This is a genomic window from Streptomyces sp. RB17 (genome assembly GCF_009604455.1).
Lineage (GTDB): Bacteria > Actinomycetota > Actinomycetes > Streptomycetales > Streptomycetaceae > Streptomyces.
Window position 1 is genome coordinate 350,369 of sequence record NZ_WEGL01000007.1, and the last position, 20,570, is coordinate 370,938.

The 20,570-nt window shown below is 72.4% G+C and carries 18 protein-coding genes and 2 pseudogenes; 7 read left to right on the forward strand and 13 right to left on the reverse strand.

Annotation, left to right across the window (positions count from 1 at the left end; genetic code table 11):
- Positions 1 to 11 precede the first annotated feature (11 nt).
- Both SRB17_RS30070 and SRB17_RS30075 read right to left on the reverse strand, forming a co-directional pair.
- Positions 12 to 407, reverse strand: a complete 396-nt coding sequence (locus SRB17_RS30070) for a Zn-ribbon domain-containing OB-fold protein (protein WP_153543289.1) — start codon at positions 405 to 407, stop codon at positions 12 to 14.
- Positions 407 to 856, reverse strand: coding sequence for a DoxX family membrane protein (locus SRB17_RS30075; protein ID WP_153543290.1), 450 nt, complete (start codon positions 854 to 856; stop codon positions 407 to 409). The genes SRB17_RS30070 and SRB17_RS30075 overlap by 1 nt, the downstream gene beginning before the upstream one ends.
- Positions 857 to 1,129: 273 nt before the next feature.
- On the opposite strand from SRB17_RS30075, the gene SRB17_RS30080 reads away from it, so the two are divergent.
- The 3 genes from SRB17_RS30080 to SRB17_RS30090 all read left to right on the forward strand — a co-directional run bounded on the left by SRB17_RS30080 (position 1,130) and on the right by SRB17_RS30090 (position 5,427).
- Positions 1,130 to 2,326 (forward strand): flavin-containing monooxygenase, encoded by a 1,197-nt coding sequence (locus SRB17_RS30080; RefSeq protein WP_153543291.1) that lies wholly within the window; start codon positions 1,130 to 1,132, stop codon positions 2,324 to 2,326.
- Between the two features lie 96 nt (positions 2,327 to 2,422).
- On the forward strand, positions 2,423 to 4,645 hold the full coding sequence (locus SRB17_RS30085; RefSeq protein ID WP_153543292.1) for an acetate--CoA ligase family protein: 2,223 nt from the start codon (positions 2,423 to 2,425) through the stop codon (positions 4,643 to 4,645).
- Complete coding sequence (locus tag SRB17_RS30090) at positions 4,642 to 5,427, forward strand: enoyl-CoA hydratase/isomerase family protein (protein ID WP_153543293.1); 786 nt, start codon at positions 4,642 to 4,644, stop codon at positions 5,425 to 5,427. The genes SRB17_RS30085 and SRB17_RS30090 overlap by 4 nt, the downstream gene beginning before the upstream one ends.
- Positions 5,428 to 5,430: 3 nt before the next feature.
- On the opposite strand, the gene SRB17_RS30095 is transcribed toward SRB17_RS30090, so the two are convergent.
- Complete coding sequence (locus SRB17_RS30095) at positions 5,431 to 6,360, reverse strand: hypothetical protein (protein WP_153543294.1); 930 nt, start codon at positions 6,358 to 6,360, stop codon at positions 5,431 to 5,433.
- A gap of 82 nt (positions 6,361 to 6,442) precedes the next feature.
- Between SRB17_RS30095 and SRB17_RS30100 the strand changes: the two genes are divergently transcribed.
- Positions 6,443 to 7,036: a flavin reductase family protein gene (locus SRB17_RS30100; protein WP_153543295.1), complete on the forward strand. Its 594-nt coding sequence runs from the start codon at positions 6,443 to 6,445 to the stop codon at positions 7,034 to 7,036.
- A gap of 14 nt (positions 7,037 to 7,050) precedes the next feature.
- Here the strand turns inward: SRB17_RS30100 and SRB17_RS30105 are convergent, their stop codons facing one another.
- A complete protein-coding gene (locus SRB17_RS30105; protein ID WP_323376438.1) occupies positions 7,051 to 8,361 on the reverse strand; it encodes an MFS transporter in 1,311 nt (436 codons plus the stop codon).
- Between the two features lie 71 nt (positions 8,362 to 8,432).
- On the opposite strand from SRB17_RS30105, the gene SRB17_RS30110 reads away from it, so the two are divergent.
- Positions 8,433 to 9,449, forward strand: a complete 1,017-nt coding sequence (locus SRB17_RS30110) for a GlxA family transcriptional regulator (protein ID WP_153543296.1) — start codon at positions 8,433 to 8,435, stop codon at positions 9,447 to 9,449.
- On the opposite strand, the gene SRB17_RS30115 is transcribed toward SRB17_RS30110, so the two are convergent.
- The 3 genes from SRB17_RS30115 to SRB17_RS30125 all read right to left on the reverse strand — a co-directional run bounded on the left by SRB17_RS30115 (position 9,439) and on the right by SRB17_RS30125 (position 12,650).
- Positions 9,439 to 10,491, reverse strand: coding sequence for a Zn-dependent alcohol dehydrogenase (locus tag SRB17_RS30115; RefSeq protein ID WP_153543297.1), 1,053 nt, complete (start codon positions 10,489 to 10,491; stop codon positions 9,439 to 9,441). The two genes, SRB17_RS30110 and SRB17_RS30115, sit on opposite strands and share 11 nt — an antisense overlap.
- Entirely contained in the window at positions 10,491 to 11,639 is a 1,149-nt protein-coding gene (locus tag SRB17_RS30120) for an acyl-CoA dehydrogenase family protein (RefSeq protein ID WP_153543298.1), read from the reverse strand. Before SRB17_RS30120 ends, SRB17_RS30115 begins: the two co-directional genes overlap by 1 nt.
- Positions 11,640 to 11,735: 96 nt before the next feature.
- Positions 11,736 to 12,650: an SDR family NAD(P)-dependent oxidoreductase gene (locus SRB17_RS30125; RefSeq protein ID WP_323376439.1), complete on the reverse strand. Its 915-nt coding sequence runs from the start codon at positions 12,648 to 12,650 to the stop codon at positions 11,736 to 11,738.
- A gap of 86 nt (positions 12,651 to 12,736) precedes the next feature.
- Between SRB17_RS30125 and SRB17_RS30130 the strand changes: the two genes are divergently transcribed.
- A complete protein-coding gene (locus SRB17_RS30130) occupies positions 12,737 to 13,663 on the forward strand; it encodes a cyclase family protein (protein WP_153543299.1) in 927 nt (308 codons plus the stop codon).
- A 260-nt stretch (positions 13,664 to 13,923) separates the two neighbouring features.
- On the opposite strand, the pseudogene SRB17_RS46745 reads toward SRB17_RS30130, so the two are convergent.
- The 5 genes and pseudogenes from SRB17_RS46745 to SRB17_RS30150 all read right to left on the reverse strand — a co-directional run.
- Positions 13,924 to 14,184 (reverse strand): annotated as a pseudogene (locus SRB17_RS46745) (ATP-binding protein); the annotation flags it as partial.
- A gap of 171 nt (positions 14,185 to 14,355) precedes the next feature.
- Positions 14,356 to 14,568, reverse strand: a pseudogene (locus SRB17_RS46750) (ATP-binding protein); the annotation flags it as partial.
- Between the two features lie 553 nt (positions 14,569 to 15,121).
- Entirely contained in the window at positions 15,122 to 16,048 is a 927-nt protein-coding gene (locus SRB17_RS30140; RefSeq protein ID WP_323376509.1) for an acyl-CoA dehydrogenase family protein, read from the reverse strand.
- A gap of 2 nt (positions 16,049 to 16,050) precedes the next feature.
- Entirely contained in the window at positions 16,051 to 17,187 is a 1,137-nt protein-coding gene (locus SRB17_RS30145) for an acyl-CoA dehydrogenase (RefSeq protein ID WP_323376440.1), read from the reverse strand.
- Complete coding sequence (locus SRB17_RS30150) at positions 17,184 to 18,377, reverse strand: amidohydrolase family protein (RefSeq protein ID WP_153543301.1); 1,194 nt, start codon at positions 18,375 to 18,377, stop codon at positions 17,184 to 17,186. The genes SRB17_RS30145 and SRB17_RS30150 overlap by 4 nt, the downstream gene beginning before the upstream one ends.
- A gap of 86 nt (positions 18,378 to 18,463) precedes the next feature.
- Between SRB17_RS30150 and SRB17_RS30155 the strand changes: the two genes are divergently transcribed.
- A complete protein-coding gene (locus SRB17_RS30155; RefSeq protein WP_323376441.1) occupies positions 18,464 to 19,972 on the forward strand; it encodes a class I adenylate-forming enzyme family protein in 1,509 nt (502 codons plus the stop codon).
- 29 nt (positions 19,973 to 20,001) lie between these two features.
- Here SRB17_RS30155 and SRB17_RS30160 read toward each other — a convergent pair whose 3' ends face one another.
- Positions 20,002 to 20,514 (reverse strand): EF-hand domain-containing protein, encoded by a 513-nt coding sequence (locus SRB17_RS30160; protein ID WP_153543303.1) that lies wholly within the window; start codon positions 20,512 to 20,514, stop codon positions 20,002 to 20,004.
- Positions 20,515 to 20,570: the final 56 nt, after the last annotated feature.

Consider the following 20,570-nt stretch of genomic DNA (forward strand, 5'->3'; position numbering starts at 1 on the left):
TTCCCGGGGGCTCAGCCTGCCGGGCGGAACACCGGCTTCCCCTCCACGAACGTCACCCGCAGCGGCAGCCCGGCGCGCAGTTCCGCCTCCGCGCACTCCACCACCTGCGTCATCATCCGCGGGCCCTCCGCCAGATCGACCACCGCGGCCGCGTACGGCGTGCGGTCGCAAAAGGGCGGCAGGTCGTTGCGGTGGACGGTGGACCAGGTGTAGAGCACGGCCCGGCCGCTCGCCTCCTCCCAGGTCACCTCCTCGCTCCAGCAGTGCGGGCAGAACTCGCGCGGGTAGTGGTGGGCCTGGCCGCAGGCCCCGCACCGGCGGACGAGCAGCCGGCCCCGCGCGGCCGCCTCCCAGTAGGGGCGCGTGAAGGCGTCGGGCTCCGGAAGGTCGTGGCGCACCGCGGCCATCAGAACCACCCCAGCCACGCGTCGATGGACCAGGTCTGCCAGGCCATTCCGAAGAACCCGACGACCGAGATCAGCGCCATCATCGAGTTCTGGCCCTGTTCCGCCCAGTCGTGGACCATCAGCACGAAGTAGATCGCGTTGAGCAGCAGTCCGCCGAGCAGCGCGACCGGGGTCAGAAGGCCGAGGATCAGGCCGAGGCCGAGGGAGAGTTCGGCGTAGGCGACGACGTACGCCATCAGCCTCGGGTGCGGTGCGACGACCGCCTCGAACCCGGTCCGCACCGGCGTCCAGCGGTGCTTCTCCGCGATCTCCGCCGCCCACGCGATTCCGCTGCCCCGTTGGAACCAGGCCTTCTTGTCCTTGTGCCGCCAGCTCTCCAGCCACCACACACCGAGGCCGATCCGCAGCACCGCCAGCCACTCCGCACCGCCGAGCCATATCGAGTCCATGTTATCTGACGGTACGTCAGATCACCGGCAAAGCCCACCTGTGAGTCCACCCTGAATCGCCCACGTGAAGCGACTTCATCACCTGGATCGCGAAGGTGACAGGGCACAAGGCCCGGACTCAGCACGCGGGGCGGGGATCGATCGCCGTACCGCCACAACCAAGCGCCCTACGTCACCGGTCCCACCCACTCCTCCTACACCCGTGATCAATCCGCAACCAATTCCGGTCTTGACCGAGACCCATCAACCGGGTGCGTGATTACGCTCCCGAACATGGCCGACTCCCGTTCCGCTCCCGTGCAGCTCTCCGCCACACCCGCCGACCGCCCGGTGTACGTCATCGGCGCCGGTCCGGGCGGCCTGGCCGCCGCGTACGCACTGCGGGCACGGGGCATACGGGCCGTGGTGCTGGAGCGGTCCGACCACGTGGGCGCGTCCTGGCGCGGCCACTACGACCGTCTGCACCTGCACACCACCCGACGGCTGTCCGCGCTGCCCGGCCTGAAGATCCCCCGGAAGTTCGGGCGCTGGGTGTCCCGCGACAACGTGGTGCGCTATCTGGAGAAGTACGCCGAGCACCACGAGCTGGAGATCGTCACCGGCGTGGAGGTCTTCCGCGTCGAGCGGACCGGGGACGACACCGGCTGGCTGCTGCACGCCTCCGGCGGCCGCGAGCTGACCGGCAGCGCGGTGGTCGTCGCCACCGGCTACAACCACACCCCGCGCATCCCCGACTGGCCGGGCCTCTCGGCGTACGGCGGGGAGTTCCTGCACGCCGGCGCCTACCGCGACGCCGCGCCGTACGCGGGCCGGGACGTCCTGGTCGTCGGCGTCGGCAACACCGGCGCCGAGATCGCCGTGGACCTGGTGGAGGGCGGGGCGGCGCGGGTGCGGCTGGCGGTGCGCACCGTCCCGCACATCGTGCGCCGTACGACGCTCGGCTGGCCCGCGCAGTACTCGGGCGTGCTGGTACGGCGGCTTCCGGTCGCGCTGGTGGACCGGCTGGCCAAGCAGATGGCCCGGCTCGGCGTGCCGGACCTGTCGGCCCACGGGCTGCCGCGCCCGGACACCGGGATGTACAGCAGGGTCATGCAGGGGGCCGTCCCGGTGCAGGACGTCGGCCTGATCGACGCCGTGCGCACGGGGCAGGTGGAGATCACGGCCGCCGTCGAGTCCTTCGAGGACGGGAACCCCGGCAAGGTCGTCCTCGCCGACGGCAGCCGGATCGAGCCGGACACCGTGATCGCGGCGACCGGGTACACGCGGGCGCTGGAGGGCCTGGTCGGGCATCTCGGGGTGCTGGACGGGCGCGGGAAGCCGGTCGTGCACGGCGGCCGTGCCCCGGCGCAGGCGCCCGGCCTGTTCTTCACCGGGTTCACCAACCCGATCAGCGGGATGCTCCGGGAGCTGGCGCTCGACGCCGGGAGGATCGCGAAGGCGGCGGCGAGGCACCTGCGCACCCGTCGGTAACTTTGCGGGTCCGACCCGTTCCTGACATTGCGTCAGTTCAGTAATCTGACAGTGCGTCAGTTTACTTGTGCTGTCTCACAGGAGCGGGGCGGACCGATGCTTGGATCAACCCACGGCACCCTCACCACCGACTCCCGCCGGGCCCGGGTCATCGCGTGCGGCGAGCAGCGGCCCGGACCCGTCGTCCACGACCGGGTCGACGACCTGGACGTCAGCGGGCGGCCGCTGTACGCGGACGTGCCGGACCTGAGCCGCTTCTTCCGGCCCGAGTCGGTCGCCGTGATCGGCGCCTCGGACACGGAGGGGCGCCCGAACACCGGGATCACCCGGCAGCTGCTGGCCTGGGCCGAGCGGGTCGGGGCGCAGGTGCATCCGGTGCATCCGACCCGACCCTCGGTCTTCGGCATCCCCTGCGCCGCCTCCGTCGCCGAACTGCCGCCCGGGCAGGTCGACCTGGCCGTCCTGCTGGTGGCCGACCCGCTGCCGGTGATCGGGGAACTGGCCGACGCCAAGGTGAAGTTCGCCGTCGCGTTCGCCTCCGGTTTCGCCGAGACGGGCGAGGCCGGCGCCGAGGCGCAGGAACGGCTCGCGGACGCCGTACGCCGCTCGGGGATCCGGCTCCTCGGGCCGAACACCAACCTCAACGCCTTCGAGCACTTCCGCGAGGACCTGACCGGCCCGGCGATCGCCCTGATCACCCAGTCCGGCCACCAGGGCCGCCCGGTCTTCTCGCTCCAGGAGCTGGGCATCCGCCTCTCCCACTGGGCGCCCACCGGCAACGAGGCCGACCTGGAGACCGCCGACTTCCTGTCCTGGTTCGCCGAGCAGCCCGAGGTCGGCGCCATCGCCGCCTACGTGGAGGGCCTGAAGGACGGCCGCGCCTTTCTGCTGGCCGCCGACCGCGCCGCCCGCCGCGGGGTGCCGGTGGTCGCGGTGAAGGTGGGCCGCACCGAGGCCGGCGCCCGTACGGCCGCCTCGCACACCGGCAAGCTCACGGGCGCCGACGACGTGGTGGACGCGGCGATGCGCCAGTTCGGGGTCGTACGGGTGGACGGTCTGGACGAACTCCAGGACACCGCCGCCCTGTTGGCGCGGGCGCGGGCGCCGCTGGCGGACGGGGTCGCGCTGTACTCGATCTCCGGCGGCACCGGCGCGCACGCGGCCGACCTCGCCACCGCGGCCGGACTCCGCCTCCCCCGGCTGTCCGAGGCCAGGCAGGCCGAGCTGCACCAGTGGATACCGGAGTACCTGAGCGTGGCCAACCCGGTGGACAACGGCGGGCACCCGGTGGGCGACCGGCGCGGCCGGAAGATCATCGACGCGATCCTCGCCGACCCGTCGATCGGGGTCCTGATCTGCCCGATCACGGGCCCCTTCCCGCCGCTCAGCGACAGGCTCGTGGCGGACCTGGTCGAGGCGGCCGAGCAGACGGACAAGTTGGTGTGCGTGGTGTGGGGCTCGCCGGTGGGCACGGAGGCGGCGTACCGCGAGGTGCTGCTCGGCTCCTCCCGGGTGGCGACCTTCCGCACGCTGGGCAACTGCCTGAAGGCCGTCCGCGCCTGGCTGGACCACCACGCCTTCGTGAGCGACTACCGCTCCCCCTTCGACGAGGCCCCACGCATCCCCTCCCCCTCCTTCCGCAAGGCCGAGGCCCTGATGCGGCCCGGTCAGCAGCTCAGCGAGCACGGGGCCAAGCAGCTGCTGCGCGCGTACGGCATCCGGGTGCCGCGCGAGCAGCTGGTGACCAGTGCGGCGGCGGCCGTACGGGCGGCGGCCCAGGTCGGCTACCCGGTGGTGATGAAGGCCTCCGGCGCCCGGATCGCCCACAAGACCGAACTGGGCCTGGTGAAGATCGGGCTGACCTCCGCCAGTCAGGTCCGGGACGCCTACCGCGAGCTGACCGACATCGCCCGGTACGAGGGTGTCCCGCTGGACGGGATCCTGGTGTGCCAGATGGTCGAGCAGGGCGTGGAGATGGTCCTCGGTATGACCCACGACGACCTGTTCGGGCCGACGGTGACGGTGGGCCTCGGCGGGGTCCTGGTGGAGGTCCTGCACGACGCGGCGGTCCGCGTCCCGCCGTTCGGCGAGGACCAGGCCCGCGCCATGGTCGGCGAACTGCGTGGCCGGGCCCTGCTGGACGGGGTCCGGGGCCGCCCGCCGGCCGACCGGGAGGCGCTGGTGGAGGTGATCCTGCGGGTCCAGCGCATGGCGCTCGAACTGGGCGAGTTCGTCTCGGAGCTGGACATCAACCCGCTGCTGGTGCTGCCCCGGGGGCAGGGCGCGGTGGCGCTGGACGCGCTGGTGGTGTGCCGATGAGCGAGCTGGAGACCGAGCGCAGCGAACGGGTCGCCCACCTCACCCTGAACCGTCCCGAGTCCCTCAACGCCCTCACGCCGGCGCTCCGGGACCGGCTGATCGACGTGCTCGCGCAGGCGTCGGCCGACCCGGAGGTCCGGGCGGTGGTGCTGACCGGCAGGGGGCGGGGCTTCTGCGCGGGCGCGGACCTGAGGGGCGGCTCCGGTGGCGGTGTCCGGCTGCCCGGCGATGTGGCCAGGGTCCTGCGCCAGGGCGCCCAACGCCTGATCGCGGCCGTCCTGGACTGCGAGAAGCCGGTGATCGCCGCCGTGAACGGTACGGCGGCGGGTCTCGGCGCGCACCTGGCGTTCGCCTGCGACCTGGTCCTGGCCGCCGAGTCGGCCCGCTTCATCGAGGTGTTCGTACGGCGGGGGCTGGTACCGGACGCCGGCGGCGCGTACCTGCTGCCCCGCCTGCTGGGCCCCCACCGGGCGAAGGAGCTGATGTTCTTCGGCGACGCGGTGCCGGCGGCGGACGCGCAGCGCCTGGGCCTGGTCAACCGGGTCGTGCCCGACGCGGACCTGGCGAAGACGGCCCGCGAGTGGGCGACCCGCCTGGCATCCGGCCCCACCCGGTCGCTGGCCCTGACCAAGCACCTGGTGAACGCCTCCCTGGAATCGGACCGGGCCACCGCCTTCGCCGCGGAGGCCTGGGCCCAGGAGCTCAACATGACGACCGAGGACGCCCGGGAGGGGCTGCGGGCGTTCGCGGAGCGCCGGGGGGCGGAGTTCCGGGGGCGGTGAGGGTCAGTCCCCGGCGCGGTCCAGGGTCCGCAGGGTGCCGGCGTCCGGGTCGCCGAACAGGACGAAGAGCTTGGGGTCGGCCTCGGTGCCGCTGAAGGACCAGCGGGTGTCGAGGCCGCAGTCGGTGCCGAGGTGCAGAACGATGCCGGGCCGGCCGGCGTCGGGCGGGTCGGCATCGGGCTCCCAGGTACCGGAACCCGCGCACACCACGAAGTCCTCGTAGTCCGGGGCCGCCCAGTCGCTGTCCGCGGGTTCGGTGGGCAGTCTGCGGGCGGTGGCCCGGCCGTCGGAGCCGAGACGCAGTTCTGCGCCGTGGTCGCCCCGCCAGACTCCGACGAGCTGGGCGGGGGTCAGCTCGGGCGGCTCGTACTGCGGGATCAGGCCGGTCACGGAGGCCGCGATCCCGCCGCCGAGAGCCAGGACGAAGAGGACGGCCGAGCCGATCGCGGCACGCCACCACGGACCCCACCACCGCCAGGCACGCCGGCGCACATACGGCACGCCGAGTGTGGGCAGCAGGCCGAGGGCCGTGAGGACCGGGACGGTCGTCGTGAGCGGCCAGTGCCAGAGCAGTGCCGTGAGCAGCCCCCAGCACGCGGCCGGGACCAGCGGTGCCAGCAGATGCCGGAGCGGGCCCGGGCCGGGCAGCCCGCGGGCGAGACAGACCGACGGCAGGGTGAGGACAGCCGCCTGCACCAAGCCCAGGAACGGCAGTATCAGCGGCGCGAACAGGAGCATGCAGAGGAAGCCGACCGCGGCCGGGGCCCCGCCGATCCCGACGCCGTAGTCGTCACGGCTGAAGCTCTGGACCCATACCAGCGCCGCCACCGCCGGAAGCTGCGCGGCACTCAACGCCGCGGCTGCGTTCAGGTCACCGGACGACCGGCTCGCGCCGGCATCGCCGAGTCTTTCCTGTTTCTTACCCCACCCCATGACCGCAGCTTAGGGATCACCTGCAGACGGCCCGTCGCCGGACTTCCCATCTGACGGTCCGTCAGCTTCAATGGACGGCGTGATGGGACACGCAGGGGCGGCGGCCGCCGCCGTCCGGTATCTGGGGCGCAGGCCCGTGGAGCCGTTGCCGCGGCCGGAGTTGCGGTGCGTGCGCGAGGACGAGCGGGCGCCGGTGGAGCCGGGCGAGTTCCGGCGGGTGCTGGGGAGCTTCGCGAGCGGCGTGACCGTGATCACGGCACCGGCCGCCGACGCGTCGGGCTCGCCCGCGGGCTTCGCCTGCCAGTCCTTCGCCTCCCTCTCCCTCGAACCGCCCCTGGTCTGCTTCATGGTGGGCCGTACGTCGGCCACCTGGCCCCGGATCGCCCGCGCGGGCGCCTTCTGCGTCAACGTCCTCAGCGCCGGCCAGGACGCACTGTGCCGGGCCTTCGCGGTGAGCGGCGCGGACAAGTTCGCGGGGGTGTCCTACGACGCGGCACCCGTCTCCGGCTCCCCCCGGCTGACCGGCACCGCCGCCTGGATCGACTGCACCGTCCACGCCGTACACACCGGGGGCGACCACCTGATCGTCGTGGGCCGGGTGAACGCTCTGGGCGCGGCGGATCCGAGCGAGCCACTGCTCTTCCACCGGGGGCGGTTCGCCAGGCTCGACACCTGAGGCCCGGCACGCCTTCAGGACACGGCGACCACCGGAACCGAAGGAGCCGGCCGGCGGATCACCAGGGACATCAGGGCCGCCGCCGCGCACAGTGTGCCGGAGGCGTACCAGACGAGGTCGTAGGTGCCGAAGACGTCGCGGGCGAGGCCGCCGAGGTAGGCGACGAGGGCCGCGCCGACCTGGTGGGAGGCGAGTACCCAGCCGAAGACGATGGCGCTGTCCTCGCCGTAGTTCTCGCGGCACAGGGCGAGGGTCGGCGGGACGGTGGCCACCCAGTCCAGGCCGTAGAAGACGATGAAGAAGAGCATCGGGGGATGGACCGCCGGGCCCAGCAGCATGGGGAGGAAGAGGAGCGAGAGGCCGCGCAGGGCGTAGTAGACGGCGAGCAGGCGGCGCGGTTCGAAGCGGTCGGTGAACCAGCCGGAGGCGATCGTGCCGGCCACGTCGAACACGCCGACGACCGCGAGCAGCGAGGCCGCCGTGGTGACCGGCATCCCGTGGTCGTGCTCGGCGGGCACGAAGTGGGTCTGGATCAGGCCGTTGGTGGAGGCGCCGCAGATCGCGAAGGTGCCGGCGAGCAGCCAGAAGGTGCCAGTGCGGACGGAGGTGGAGAGGACCTTCAGGGTGCGGCGGGCGGCGCCGGTGACCGGCGCCGGCTTGGGTACGAACTCCTGGGCGCCGTACGGCGCCATGCCCACGTCCGCCGGGTGGTCGCGCAGCAGGATCCACACGAAGGGGACGACGGCGAGCGCGGCCAGGGCGACCGTCACGGCGGCCGGGCGCCAGCCGTGGTGCTCGGTCAGCCAGGACAGCACCGGCAGGAAGATCAGCTGGCCGGAGGCGGACGCGGCGGTGAGGATGCCGCTGACCAGTCCGCGCCGCTGGGTGAACCACCGGTTGGTGACCGTCGCGGCGAACGCGAGGGCCATCGAGCCGGAGCCGAGGCCGACCAGCAGGCCCCAGCACAGCCACAGCTGCCAGGCCGCCGTCATCCACACGGTCAGGCCCGAGCCGACCGCGATCACGGTCAGCGCGACGGCGACCACCCGGCGGATGCCGAAGCGGTCCATCAGCGCGGCGGCGAAGGGGGCGGTGAGGCCGTAGAGCGCGAGGTTGATGGAGACGGCCGCACCGATCGTGCCGCGCGACCAGCCGAACTCCTGGTGCAGCGGGTCGATGAGCAGGCCGGGCAGGGAGCGGAAGGCGGCCGCGCCGATGATCGTGACGAAGGTGACGGCGGCGACGAACCACGCCCGGTGCACACGGCGGCGCCGGGCGGGCGGGGCGGCCTGGACGGGGGCTGCGGCGGGGCTTGTCTGAGTCACGTCGTACAGCGTGCTTTTTTCATGTGCGCACAACGAGTGGCCCGAGGGACAGCATTCGCTAGGATCGGGCCATGAGTGCCGATCGCGACAGCGCCGCCCCCGCCGACGGGTTCCGTCCGCACCGGATCGCCGTCCTCGCCCTCGACGGGCTGCTGCCCTTCGAGCTGGGCATCCCGCACCGCATCTTCGGCCGCCCCAGGGACGAGCACGGCCGGCATCTGTACGAGGTCGTGACCTGCTCGGTACGGCCGCCCGGCCCGGTCGAGACCGACGCGGACTTCGCCGTGCACGTCCCGAACGGCCCGGAGGCGCTGGCCGGCGCCGACACGGTGATCGTCCCGGCGTCGTACGAGCTCGGCCCGGTCTTCGAGGAGGGCCGCCTCACCGACGAGCTGGCCGCCGCCCTCGCCCGCATCCGCCCCGGCACCCGGCTCGCCTCCATCTGCACCGGCGTCTACGTCCTCGCCGCCGCCGGATACCTCGACGGCCGCCCGGCCACCACGCACTGGGCCGACGCCGAGCGTTTCCAGCGCATGTTCCCGCGGGTCAGGCTGGACGCGGACGTCCTGTTCGTCGACGACGGCGACGTGCTCACCTCGGCCGGGGTGGCCGCCGGGATCGACCTGTGCCTGCACATGGTCCGCAGCGATTTCGGTACGGCGGTCGCCAACGACGTGGCCCGGCGCACGGTCGTACCGCCGCACCGCGACGGCGGCCAGGCCCAGTACATCGAACGCCCGGTCCCCGACCCCCAGTTGTCGACCACGACCACCGCCCGCGCCTGGGCGCTGGGCCGCCTGCACGAGCCCATCCAGCTGCGGGACATGGCCGAGCGGGAGGCCATGTCGGTCCGCACCTTCACCCGCCGCTTCCGCGAGGAGGCCGGTATCAGCCCGGGGCAGTGGCTCACCCAGCGGCGCGTCGAACGCGCCCGCCATCTGCTGGAGACCACCGACCTGTCCATCGACCAGGTGGCCCGCGAGGCGGGCTTCGGCACCGCCCAGTCCATGCGCCAGCACCTCCAGCAGGCGCTCGGGGTGACACCGACGGCGTACCGGCGGACCTTCCGGACCGCGGTCAGAACGTGAGCACCGCCCGCGCCACCCGCCCCGCCTCCGCGTCCGCGCGGGCCTTGGCGAAGTCCTCCACCGGGTAGACCGCCGTCACCAACTCGTCGAGCAGCAGGCGGCCTTGGCGGTACAGCTCGGTGTACAGGGCGATGTCCCGCTGGGGGCGCGAGGAGCCGTAGCGGCAGCCCAGGACGGACTTGTCCAGGTAGAGGGAGGAGACGAGGAAGGACGCCTCGGCGGCGGCCGGAGGCACGCCCAGCAGGACGGCCTGGCCGTGCCGGTCGAGGAGGTCGATCGCCTGCCGGATCAGCTCCACCCGTCCCACGCACTCGAAGACGTGGTCGGCACCCATGGGCAGAATGTCCCTCACCCCCTCCGCCGAGGTCAGGAAGTCGGTCGCGCCGAACTGCCGGGCGGTCTCCTCCTTGGCCGGGTTGGCGTCCACGGCGACGATCCTGAGCGCCCCCGCGAGCCGGGCGCCCTGCAGCACGTTCAGCCCGATCCCGCCGGTCCCGATGACGACGACGCTGTCCCCGCGGTCCACCCGGGCCCGGTTGAGCACCGCGCCGACGCCCGTGAGCACCCCGCACCCGATCAGCGCGGCCGACTCCAGCGGGACGTCCTTCGGGATCCGCACCGCCTGTACGGCCTTGACGACCGTGCGCTCGGCGAAGGCCGAGTTGGCGGCGAACTGGTGGACCAGGCCCGCTCCGCCCCGGGTGAACGGCTTCCCCGGGCGCCCGATGGCCTGCCGGCACATCGTCGGCCGGCCCCGGTCGCACTCCGCGCACGTGCCGCAGTTGGCGAGCGTGGACAGCGCCACATGGTCGCCGGGCGCGACATGGCTGACGCCCGCGCCGACCGCTTCCACGACCCCGGCGCCCTCGTGCCCCAGCACCACCGGCACCGGGAAGGGGATGGTGCCGTCCACCACGGACAGGTCGCTGTGGCACAGCCCGGCCGCCGCGACGGCCACCAGCACCTCACCGGGTCCCGGCTCGCGTACCGCGAGATCGTCGACCACCTGCACCTGCTTGCCGTCGAACACCACTCCACGCATCACACGGCCCCCTTGGGCTCTCTGGGCAGACCGAGCACGCGCTCGGCGATGATCGTGCGCTGGACCTGGTCCGAGCCGCCGTAGATGGTGTCGGCCCGGGAGAAGAGGAACAGGTGCTGGTCGTCACCGAGTTCGTACGGCGCCGAGGGCGACCAGTCCATCGGGCCGACGGTGGCCGTCGCCCCCCTGACCTGCATCGCCAGTTCGCCGAGCCGCTGGTGCCAGCCGGCCCACAGCAGCTTGGCCACGCTGGGCGCCCCGGGGTCGGCCGAACCGCCGAGAGTGCGCAGGGCGTGCCGGCGCATGGTCCACAGCTCGGCCCACTGCCGCACGAGCCGCGACCGCACGACGGGGTCCGCCGCCGCTCCCGTCTCCACGGCCGTCCGCACGACCCGGGCCAACTCCTCGGCGAACCCGATCTGCTGGGCGAGGGTGGACACCCCGCGCTCGAACCCGAGCAGGCTCATGGCCACCGGCCAGCCCCGCCCCTCCCCTCCCACGACGTGCTCCACGCGCGCGTGCGCCCCGTCGAAGAAGACCTCGTTGAAGTCGCCGGTGCCGGTCATCTGCCGGATGGGGCGGACCTCGATGCGGCCGGGCTGGTCCATGGGGACGAGCAGAAAGCTGAGGCCGTGGTGGCGCCTGGACTCCGGGTCGGTACGGGCCAGCACGAAGCACCAGTCGGCCTCATGGGCGAGCGAGGTCCAGATCTTCTGCCCGCTGACCCGGTAGCGGTCCCCCTCCCGCACGGCCGCCGTCCGCACTCCGGCCAGGTCCGACCCCGCACCGGGCTCGCTGTATCCCTGGCACCACAGCTCCTCACCGGCCGCGACCGGCGGCAGGAAGCGGGACTTCTGCTCCTCGGTGCCGTGGGCGAGGAGGGTGGGGGCGAGCAGGTTCTCCCCGATGTGCCCGGAACGCGGGGGCGCGGCCGACCGTGCGTACTCCTCGGCCCAGACGACCTGCTGGGTGAGCGTGGCGGTCCGGTTGCCGTACCCCGCCTCCGGCCAACCGAGCCCGATCCAGCTGGCCGCGCCGAGGGTGCGTTCCCAAGTACGTCTGTCCATACCTGTGTTGGCATTGCTGGTCAGCCAGGCACGAGCCTCGCCGCGAAACTCTTCGTCCTCATGACTGCACCCGAAATCCATGAAACCCCCTCAGCTTGAGCGCCCCGCAAGGGGCGCGGGGAACTGCGCGACAAGCCACGACGCACCCGCAGCCGCCGAACCACAACGCGCCCCGAGCTATTGGGCGTTCGGCCGAGAACCAGCACGCGCCGCAGCCTCCATCGCCAAGAGCTGGGACAGCATCGGCATCGGATCCACCCCCACCGACCCCGGCAGAACCTCCGCGATCCGCTCCGGCGTCCAGGACCCCTCCCCGTACACCGAACGGAGTTCACGCGGCTGTGCCCACACCGCGATCTTCGGCCCCGCAATGGTGTACACCTGCCCGGTGATCCCCTGCTCGGCGGCACTGCCGGAGAGCAGGTAGGTCACCAGCGCCGCCACATCCTCCGGCTCGCCGATCTCCGTCAGCTCCGTGGGAACGTTCGCCGACATCCGCGTACGAGCCACCGGCGCCACCGCGTTCGCGGTGACCCCGTACTTGTGCAGACCGAGCGCCGCGCTGCGGACGAGCGAGATGATCCCGCCCTTCGCCGCGCTGTAGTTGGCCTGGGAGACGGAGCCCTGATGGTTGCCGCTGGTGAAGCCGATCAGCGTGCCGGACCGCTGCCGCCGCATCACCGCGGACGCCGCCCGGAAGACGGTGAACGTGCCCTTGAGGTGGGTGGCGAGGACAGGGTCCCACTCCTCCTCGGACATGTTGAACAGCATGCGCTCGCGCAGGATCCCCGCCACGCACACGACCCCGTCGAGCCGGCCGTACGACGCCAGCGCCACGTCGACCACCCGCTGCCCGCCCGCCATCGTGGAGATGTCGTCGGCGACCGCCACCGCCTCCCCGCCCGCCGCCTCGATCTCCTTGACGACGGCCTCGGCGACCTCACTGGTGGGCGAGGCGCCGTCGACGGAGACGCCGTAGTCGTTGACGACGACCTTCGCCCCCTCGGCGGCAGCCGCCCGTGCGACCGCCCGGCCGATGCCCCGCCCGGCGCCCGTGACGGCGACGACCTTTCCTGCCAAGAAGTTCCCCACGCCCGGCCCCTTCCCGCGGTTTCTGATGGTCCGTTAGATTCTATGGCGCGCCGGACGCACGGACACAAGCCCCGGGGAGGCACCGGATGGCACTGCCGGAGGAGTTCCACGAGATCGCGAAGCGCGTGAACAACTGGGGCCGCTGGGGGGAGGACGACGAGATCGGCACGCTGAACCTGATCACCGACGCGATCGTCCGCGAGGCCGCCGCCTGTGTCCGCACCGGACGCCGCGTCCCCCTCGCGCTTCCCCTCCGGCAGGACGGCGTGCAGACGGGCGTGATCCCGGGGCGGGTCAACCCCCTCCACGCCATGGTGCAGATCAACCAGGAGCTGTTCGGACCGGGCACGGTGGCGTGCAGCGACGACGCGGTGACCATGGGACTCCAGGCCGGCACCCACTGGGACGCCCTCACGCACGTCTCGCACTCGGGCCGGATCTACAACGGCCGCCCGGCGCACACGGTGACCGCGCACGGCGGTGCCGAGTTCAGCGGGATCGACAAGGCGCGGCACATCGTCTCGCGCGGGGTGCTGCTGGACGTGGCACGCGCGCGTGGCGTGGACCGGCTGGCGGGGGGCCATGCGGTGACGCCGGAGGATCTGGAGCTGGCCGAGGAGTTCGGCGGGGTCCGGGTCCGGGCCGGTGACATCGTGCTGGTCCGCACCGGGCAGGTGGGGGTGTATCTGGCCGGGGACAGGCACGGGTACGGCTATCCGTCGCCGGGACTGTCCCTGCGTACGCCGGAGTGGTTCCACGCGCGCGACGTGGCGGCGGTCGCGAACGACACGCTCACTTTTGAGATATTTCCGCCCGAGTCCGAGAATCTGTGGCTGCCCGTGCACGCCCTGGACCTGGTGGAGATGGGGATGCTCCAGGGCCAGAACTGGAATCTCGAAGAGTTGTCCACAGCCTGTGGACAAGAGGGGCGGTACGCGTTCCTGCTGTCGGCCATGCCCGAGCCGTTCGTCGGCGCGACGGGCACCCCGGTGGCCCCCGTGGCCGTCCTCTGAGAACCAGAGACGGGGGGGTTGACCGGCGGGCGGCGCGCCTCCCCCCACCGTCACGCGCACGCGCCGCCCACCGGGTGCGACCCACACTCGGCGAGAGCCGCCGTCACCCAGGCCCTCGCCGTCCCCTCGCGGCGAATCGTCGCCCACAAGCGTGTTCAGGCGGTCACGGGTCGTCAACGCCGGTACGGGGATTTGTTACGTCTGCCCTGTTCGCGGCACCCGCGCACGGATGCACCCCCGGCGCACCGCCGCGCCGGGTGCTACACCGCTTCGAAGGCGAGACCCTCGTATGCGGACAGTCCGCCCCCGTACGCCATCGCCACGCTCTCCCTGGGCTGTGAACAGCGGTCCAGTTCGCACCAGATGCTCTTGCCGGCGCCTTCCGGGCTCCAGCCCCAGCGATCGGCCAGGCAGTCCACCAGGGCCAGGCCGCGGCCGCCGGTCGCGTCACCGCCGGCGCAACGCGGCACGGGGGCGCGGGAGCTGCTGTCCGCCACCTCGACGCGCACGGTGGCCGCGGCGGGTGCCGCCGGCGGATCGGCGGTTCCGGACGGATCCGTGGTGGCGATCGGCTCGATGGTTCCGGACGGCCCGGTGGTCGCGGTCGGTGCGGCGGCTCCGGACGGCCCGGCGACGGCGACCGGTCCGGTGGTCGCGACCGGTCCGGTGGCTGAAGCCGGTCCGGTGGTTCCGGACGGTTCGGCCGCCGTGCCCGGCAGGGAGAGCCGGAGCACGGCCGCGTGGCCGGTGTGCACGACCGCGTTGGTCACCAGCTCGGAGACGAGCAGGATCAGGGTCTCGGCCAGCGGCTCGTCGGCCTCTATGCCGAGCCCGGGGAGCCGCGAGCGGGCCCACCTCCTCGCCCGGCCCACCTCTGTGGGGTCGGGCCGGATCTCCAGCTGCACTTGAAGCACCTGCACCGCTCACACCATCCGAACCGGCGGACACATGACCCCACGCCACCCGGCCGCCACGGCCGCTGCGGCCGCGCGGTCGATCACGAGGGCCACGATCGTAGCCATTTTCTGCATGGCCAGAACAACGGCCAGAGCAAGGGTCACGGAACGTGATTCCCTTTGGAGACAGCATGGTTGACGTACAGTCACCCCAACAAGCGCTTCGGGCATATTCCAGCGCGAAGGAGTACGCGTGCGGCATACTGTGCGACGCTCGTGCGGGGGAGTCGAACAGGCGTCGGCCGACGCCTTCACCGCCCCGCGAGCAGCGACGCGCACCGCGCGACCCGGTGCCGCCCCAGGGGCGCCGCCGGCCCGGCTCGTGCTCGCAGCCACTCGCATCCCACACAAGGTACCGGAGCAGACGCCCGACGACGGGATGTGACGAGCCTCGCCAAGGACACAACCAGGTATCGACGCTCCGTGATACCGGCGTGCCACAATCCGCGACATCCTGGGCCAAGGCTTTTCCGGCGGCGCAGTCCAGGACGCGGTCGTCCCGTCAGGCCACCAACCGTGCGGCGAGCAGCTCCTCACTCTCCGTACTCCCGCCGCCACGCCCGGCACGCACCCAGGCCCGCTTCAGGTGCAGATGCACGTCCGCCTCCCAGGTGAACCCCATGCCGCCGTGCACCTGAAGGCAGTCACGGGCCCCGCGTACGGCGGCCTCGTCGGCGAGCAGCCGGGCGGCGGCGATGTCGGCGGGGTCGCCGGTGACGGCGGCCGCGTACACGGCGACGCGCGCGGTCTCGGTCCGCGCCAGCACGTCCGCGCACAGATGCTGCACGGCCTGGAAGGCCCCGATCGGCCGCCCGAACTGCTCGCGAGTACGGGCGTGTTGCACGGCGAGCTCCTGCACGCGTACGGCGGTGCCGAGTTGCTCGGCGGCGGTGAGGAGGATGGAGATGGATTCGGGGGTGGGGGTGGGCGTGCCGGGGCCGGTGCCGGGGCCGGCGGTTTCTGCGGCGGTATGGCGGCGGGTGGGGGCGGGGATGCGGTGCAGTGGGGTCAGGGGGTCGACGGAGCGCAGCGGTACGGCGCCCGTCGAATCCCCCCGTACCACGTCCGCGGCCTCCAGCCACTCCACCAACTCCCCGTCCACCGCCGCCACCACCGTCTCCCCGGTGGCCGCGCCCGGTACGCTCCCGGCCGCCAGGTGGGTCGCCACGAGCGGTCCGGGCAGCAGGGCCCTGCCCGCCTCCTCGAAGGCCAGCACCGCCTCCGGCAGCCCCAGCCCGACCCCGCCCTGCCCCTCGGGCAGCCGCAGGGCGAAGAACCCGGCGTCCCCGAGCGAGCGCCACAGCTCCCGGTCGAGCCGCCCCGGTGCCTCGACGGCCGCCCGCAGCGCCTCCCGCCCGAACCGCCGGTCGAGCAGTTCCCGTACACCGGTCTTCAACGCGCGCTGGTCTTCGGTGAGTTGGAAACGCACGCTCATCTCCCCTTCGGCAGCCCCAGAATCCGCTCGGCCAGGATGTTGCGCTGGATCTGTGAGGTGCCCGCGGCGATCGTGTACGACAGGGAGGACAGGCGGTCGAGGACCCAGGGCTGGTCCAGGTCGAAGCCCGCCGGGCCGAGTACGTCGGCCGCCACGTCGTACAACTCCTGGCGGGCGTGCGAATAGCGGAGCTTGAAGACCGAGCCGCCGGCCCCCGGCACCCCGCCGCTCGCCTCCGCCTCGCTCACGTTCCACTGGGTCAGCCGCCACAGCGCCCGGAACTCCGCCTCCAGGCGGCCGAGCCCGCGCCGCAGTACCGGGTCGTCCCAGCGGCCGCTGCGCCGGGCCTCGGCCGCGAGCCCGGCCAGGACGCGGCGGCAGGCCACCACCTCGCCGACGAACGCCGTGCCGCGCTCGAAGGACAGGGTCACCATGGTCACGCGCCAGCCGTCGTTCTCCGCCCCCACCCGGTTCGCCACCGGCACGCGTACCTCGTCCAGGAACACCTCCGCGAACTCGGCGGACCCGGCGAGCGTGCGCAGGGGCCGTACGGTGATGCCGTCGGCGGACATGGGCATCGCGAGCCAGGTGATGCCCCGGTGCCTGGGCGCGTCCGGGTCGGTGCGGACCAGCAGTTCGCACCAGTCGGCGACCTCGGCGTGGGACGTCCAGATCTTGGACCCGGTGACCACGTAGTCGTCACCGTCGCGCCACGCGCGCGTGCGCAGCGACGCCAGGTCGGATCCCGCGTCCGGTTCGCTGAAGCCCTGGCACCACACCTCTTCGCCGCGCAGGATCGGCGGCAGCCAGCGCGCCCGCTGCTCGGGTGCGCCCTCGGCGGCGATGGTCGGGCCGGCATGCAGCAGCCCGACGAAACCCGCCCCCACGTAGGGCGCGCCGGCCTTCTCCGTCTCCTCCAGGAAGATCAGCCGGGTCGTCGGCGAGGCGTCCCAGTGGACCTCGGCGTACCCGGCGTCGTACAGCATCCGCTGCCAGCCCAGGTCGTACGCCCTGCGCGCGGGCCAGTCGTCGGGCGACGGCTTCGGCGGCAGCGTGGGCAGCGCCTTGGCGAGCCACTCCCGGAGCCGGGAGCGGAAGTCCTCCTCCTCGGGCGTGTACGACAGGTCTGTCACCGGTCGAAGTCCAGGTCCAGCATGCGGATGGCGTTGCCCCGCATCAGCTTGTACACCGTCTCCTCGTCCAGGCCCTTCACATGGTCGAGCGCGACCTCCTTGGTGTGCGGGAAGGTCGAGTCCACGTGGGGGTAGTCGGTCTCGAAGGTGGCGTTGTCCCTGCCCACCACGTCCAGCGACGCGACGCCGTGCTTGTCGCGGAAGAAGCAGCAGAAGATCTGCCGGTAGTAGTACGTGGACGGCGGCTCGGGGATCAGGTCCCTGACCCCGCCCCAGGCGCGGTGCTCCTCCCACACGTCGTCGGCGCGCTCCAGGGCGTACGGGATCCAGCCCATCTGTCCTTCGGAGTAGGCGAGTTTGAGCCGCGGGAACTTCACCAGGACCCCGCTGAAGAGGTAGTCCATCATCGAGGCCATCGCGTTGTTGAAGCTCAGCGAGGCCTGGACGGCGGGCGGGGCGTCGGGCGATGCGGCCGGCATCTGCGAGCTGCTGCCGATGTGCATGTTGACGACCGTCCCCGTCTCCTGGCAGACGGCGAAGAAGGGGTCCCAGTAGCCGGAGTGGATGGACGGCAGTCCGAGGTGGGTGGGGATCTCGGAGAAGGTCACCGCCCGGACCCCGCGCTCGGCGTTGCGCCGGATCTCCGCGACGGCCAGTCCGACGTCCCACAGCGGGATCAGGCACAGCGGGACGAGGCGGCCGCCGCTGTCGCCGCACCACTCCTCCACCATCCAGTCGTTGTAGGCGCGCACGCAGGCGAGGGCGACCTCCTTGTCGTGCGCCTCGGCGAAGGTCTGCCCGCAGAAGCGGGGGAAGGTCGGGAAGCAGAGGCTGGCCTCCACATGGTTGAGGTCCATGTCCTTCAGCCGCTCGCCGGGGTCCCAGCACCCCGGGCGCATCTGCTCCCGGGTGATCCCCTCCAGGGTCATCTCGTCCCGGTCGAAGCCGACGGCGGCGATGTTGCGCTTGTACGGGAACTTCAGGTCCTCGTAGATCCACCAGTCGGTCGGCTGGCCGGCCGGGTCCATGGTGATCCGGTACTTGCCGCCGACGTAGGCGAGTTCCCCGATTCCGGCGGTCAGCGGCTTGGGACCACGGTCCCGGTACCGGGCCGGCAGCCAGGTCTCGAAGAGGTGGGCGGGCTCGATCACATGGTCGTCGACGCTGATGATGCGGGGCAGTTCGGTCATGGGTCCCCTCCGCCGGACGGTACTGATCTGATGGTCCGTCAGATAACATGCTACCTGACGAGTCGTCAGCCAAGGAGGGGGCAGACGTGAACGGCACCCCGCACGCCCTGAGCTCCGCCCGCACGCTGTGGGACCTGGTCGCCCGCCGCGCCGATCTCACACCCGACCGTCCCGTCCTCCTCCAGGGCGACCGCCGGCTGACCTTCGGCGAGCTGCGCGCGCGTGCCGAGCGGGTGGCGGCGGGCCTGTACGGCATGGGCGTGCGGCCGGGCACGGTGGTCGCCTGGCAGCTGCCCACCCGCATCGAGACCGCCCTGCTGTCCTTCGCGCTGGCCCGCCTGGGCGCCGTTCAGTCCCCGGTGATCCCCTTCTACCGGGACCGGGAGGTCGGCTTCGCGCTGCGCGAGTCGAAGGCGGAGTTCTTCGCGGTGCCGGGGGTCTGGCGGGGCCACGACCACACGGAGATGGCCCGCCGCCTCGGCGCGAAGGGCATCTTCGAGGCGTACGACGCCCTCCCCGACGGCGACCCGTCCGCCCTCCCCGCCCCGCCCGCCGAGGGCACCTCGGTCCGTTGGATCTACTGGACCTCCGGCACCACCTCCGACCCCAAGGGCGTACTCCACACCGACCGCTCCCTGATCGCCGGCGGCTCCTGCCTCGCCCACGCCCTGCGCCCGGCACCGGACGACGTCGGCTCGATCGCCTTCCCGTACGCCCACATAGGCGGCCCCGACTACATGGTGATGCTCCTGCTCCACGGCTTCCCGGCGGTGCTGTTCGAGCACTTCGCGCTGCCGGACGCGCTGGCGGAGTACCGGCGGCACAAGGTGACGGTGGCCGGCGGCTCCACGGCGTTCTACTCGATGTTCCTGGCCGAGCAGCGCAAGCAACCGGGCGAGAAGCTGATCCCGTCCCTGCGTCTGCTCGCGGGCGGCGGCGCGCCGAAGCCCCCCGAGGTCTACCACTGCGTGGTCCGCGAGATGAACGTCCAGCTCACCCACGGGTACGGCATGACCGAGGTCCCGATGATCACCATGGGCGACCCCGAGGACACCCCGGAGAACCTGGCCACGACCGAGGGCCGCCCGCCGGCCGGCATGGAGATCCGGATCGTCGACGGCGAGGTGCGACTGCGCGGCGAGGCCGTCTGCCAGGGCTATCTGGACCCCGCCCAGACGGCCGCCGCCTTCGACCCCGACGGCTTTCTGTGCACCGGCGACCTGGGCCAGGTGACGGACTCCGGGCACCTCGTCCTCACCGGCCGCCTGAAGGACGTGATCATCCGCAAGGGCGAGAACATCTCCGCCAAGGAGATCGAGGACCTCCTCGCCGCACACCCCGCGGTGGCGGACGCGGCGGTGATCGGCCTGCCGGACGCGGACCGGGGGGAGCTGGTCTGCGCGGTCGTCGAACAGCCGCCGGGCGCCACCGAGTTGACCTTGCCGGATGCCGTCTCCTACCTGCGCTCCTCAGGCCTGTCCCCGCACAAGCTGCCGGAACGCCTGGAAGTGGTGGAGGCACTGCCCCGGAACGACACCCTGCGGAAGGTGTTGAAGTACAAGCTGCGGGAACGGTTTTCAAGACCGTTCCCTTAGGCCGCGTTCAGGTGTCCCTCGGCCAACCGCTACTCCGGCACCGTGAAGTAGCGGGCGAACGCCGGGATGATGTCGGGCTCGGTGATGGTGCCGTCGGTGTCGGTGTCGAGGGTCGTGGCGACGGTGTCGGCGAGGTCGGCCGGGACGTGGAGGACACGCAGGACGCGGGCGGCGTCGGCGAGCGTGAGGCGGCCGTCGTCGTCCGTGTCGGCCACCGCGAGGGCCGCGTGCAGGAAGGGGCGGGCGATCTCGGCGAAGCGCTGGGGGTTGTCGCGCAGGCGCTTGACGGCGCCGGTGACGAACTCCTCGCGGGTGATGCGCTGGTCGCCGTCCCGGTCGGCGATCCCGGCCATGCCCTGCCAGAACGCCTCGGCGCCGGCGTACAGGGCCTGGCCCTTGTCGGAGCGTGCGGGCACGGAGAACTCGGCGAGGAGCGCCTTGGCCGCCGCGCTGAAGTCCTCGCGGTCGATCCAGCCGTTGCCGTCCTGGTCGAAGGTGGCGAACCGGGCTGCGATCCTGCGCTCGTAGTCGGTGCTGACCATGTCTGTTCGGGCCGCCTTACGTGTGCGTCGTTCCGGTCGTCCTACGGGTGCGTGAG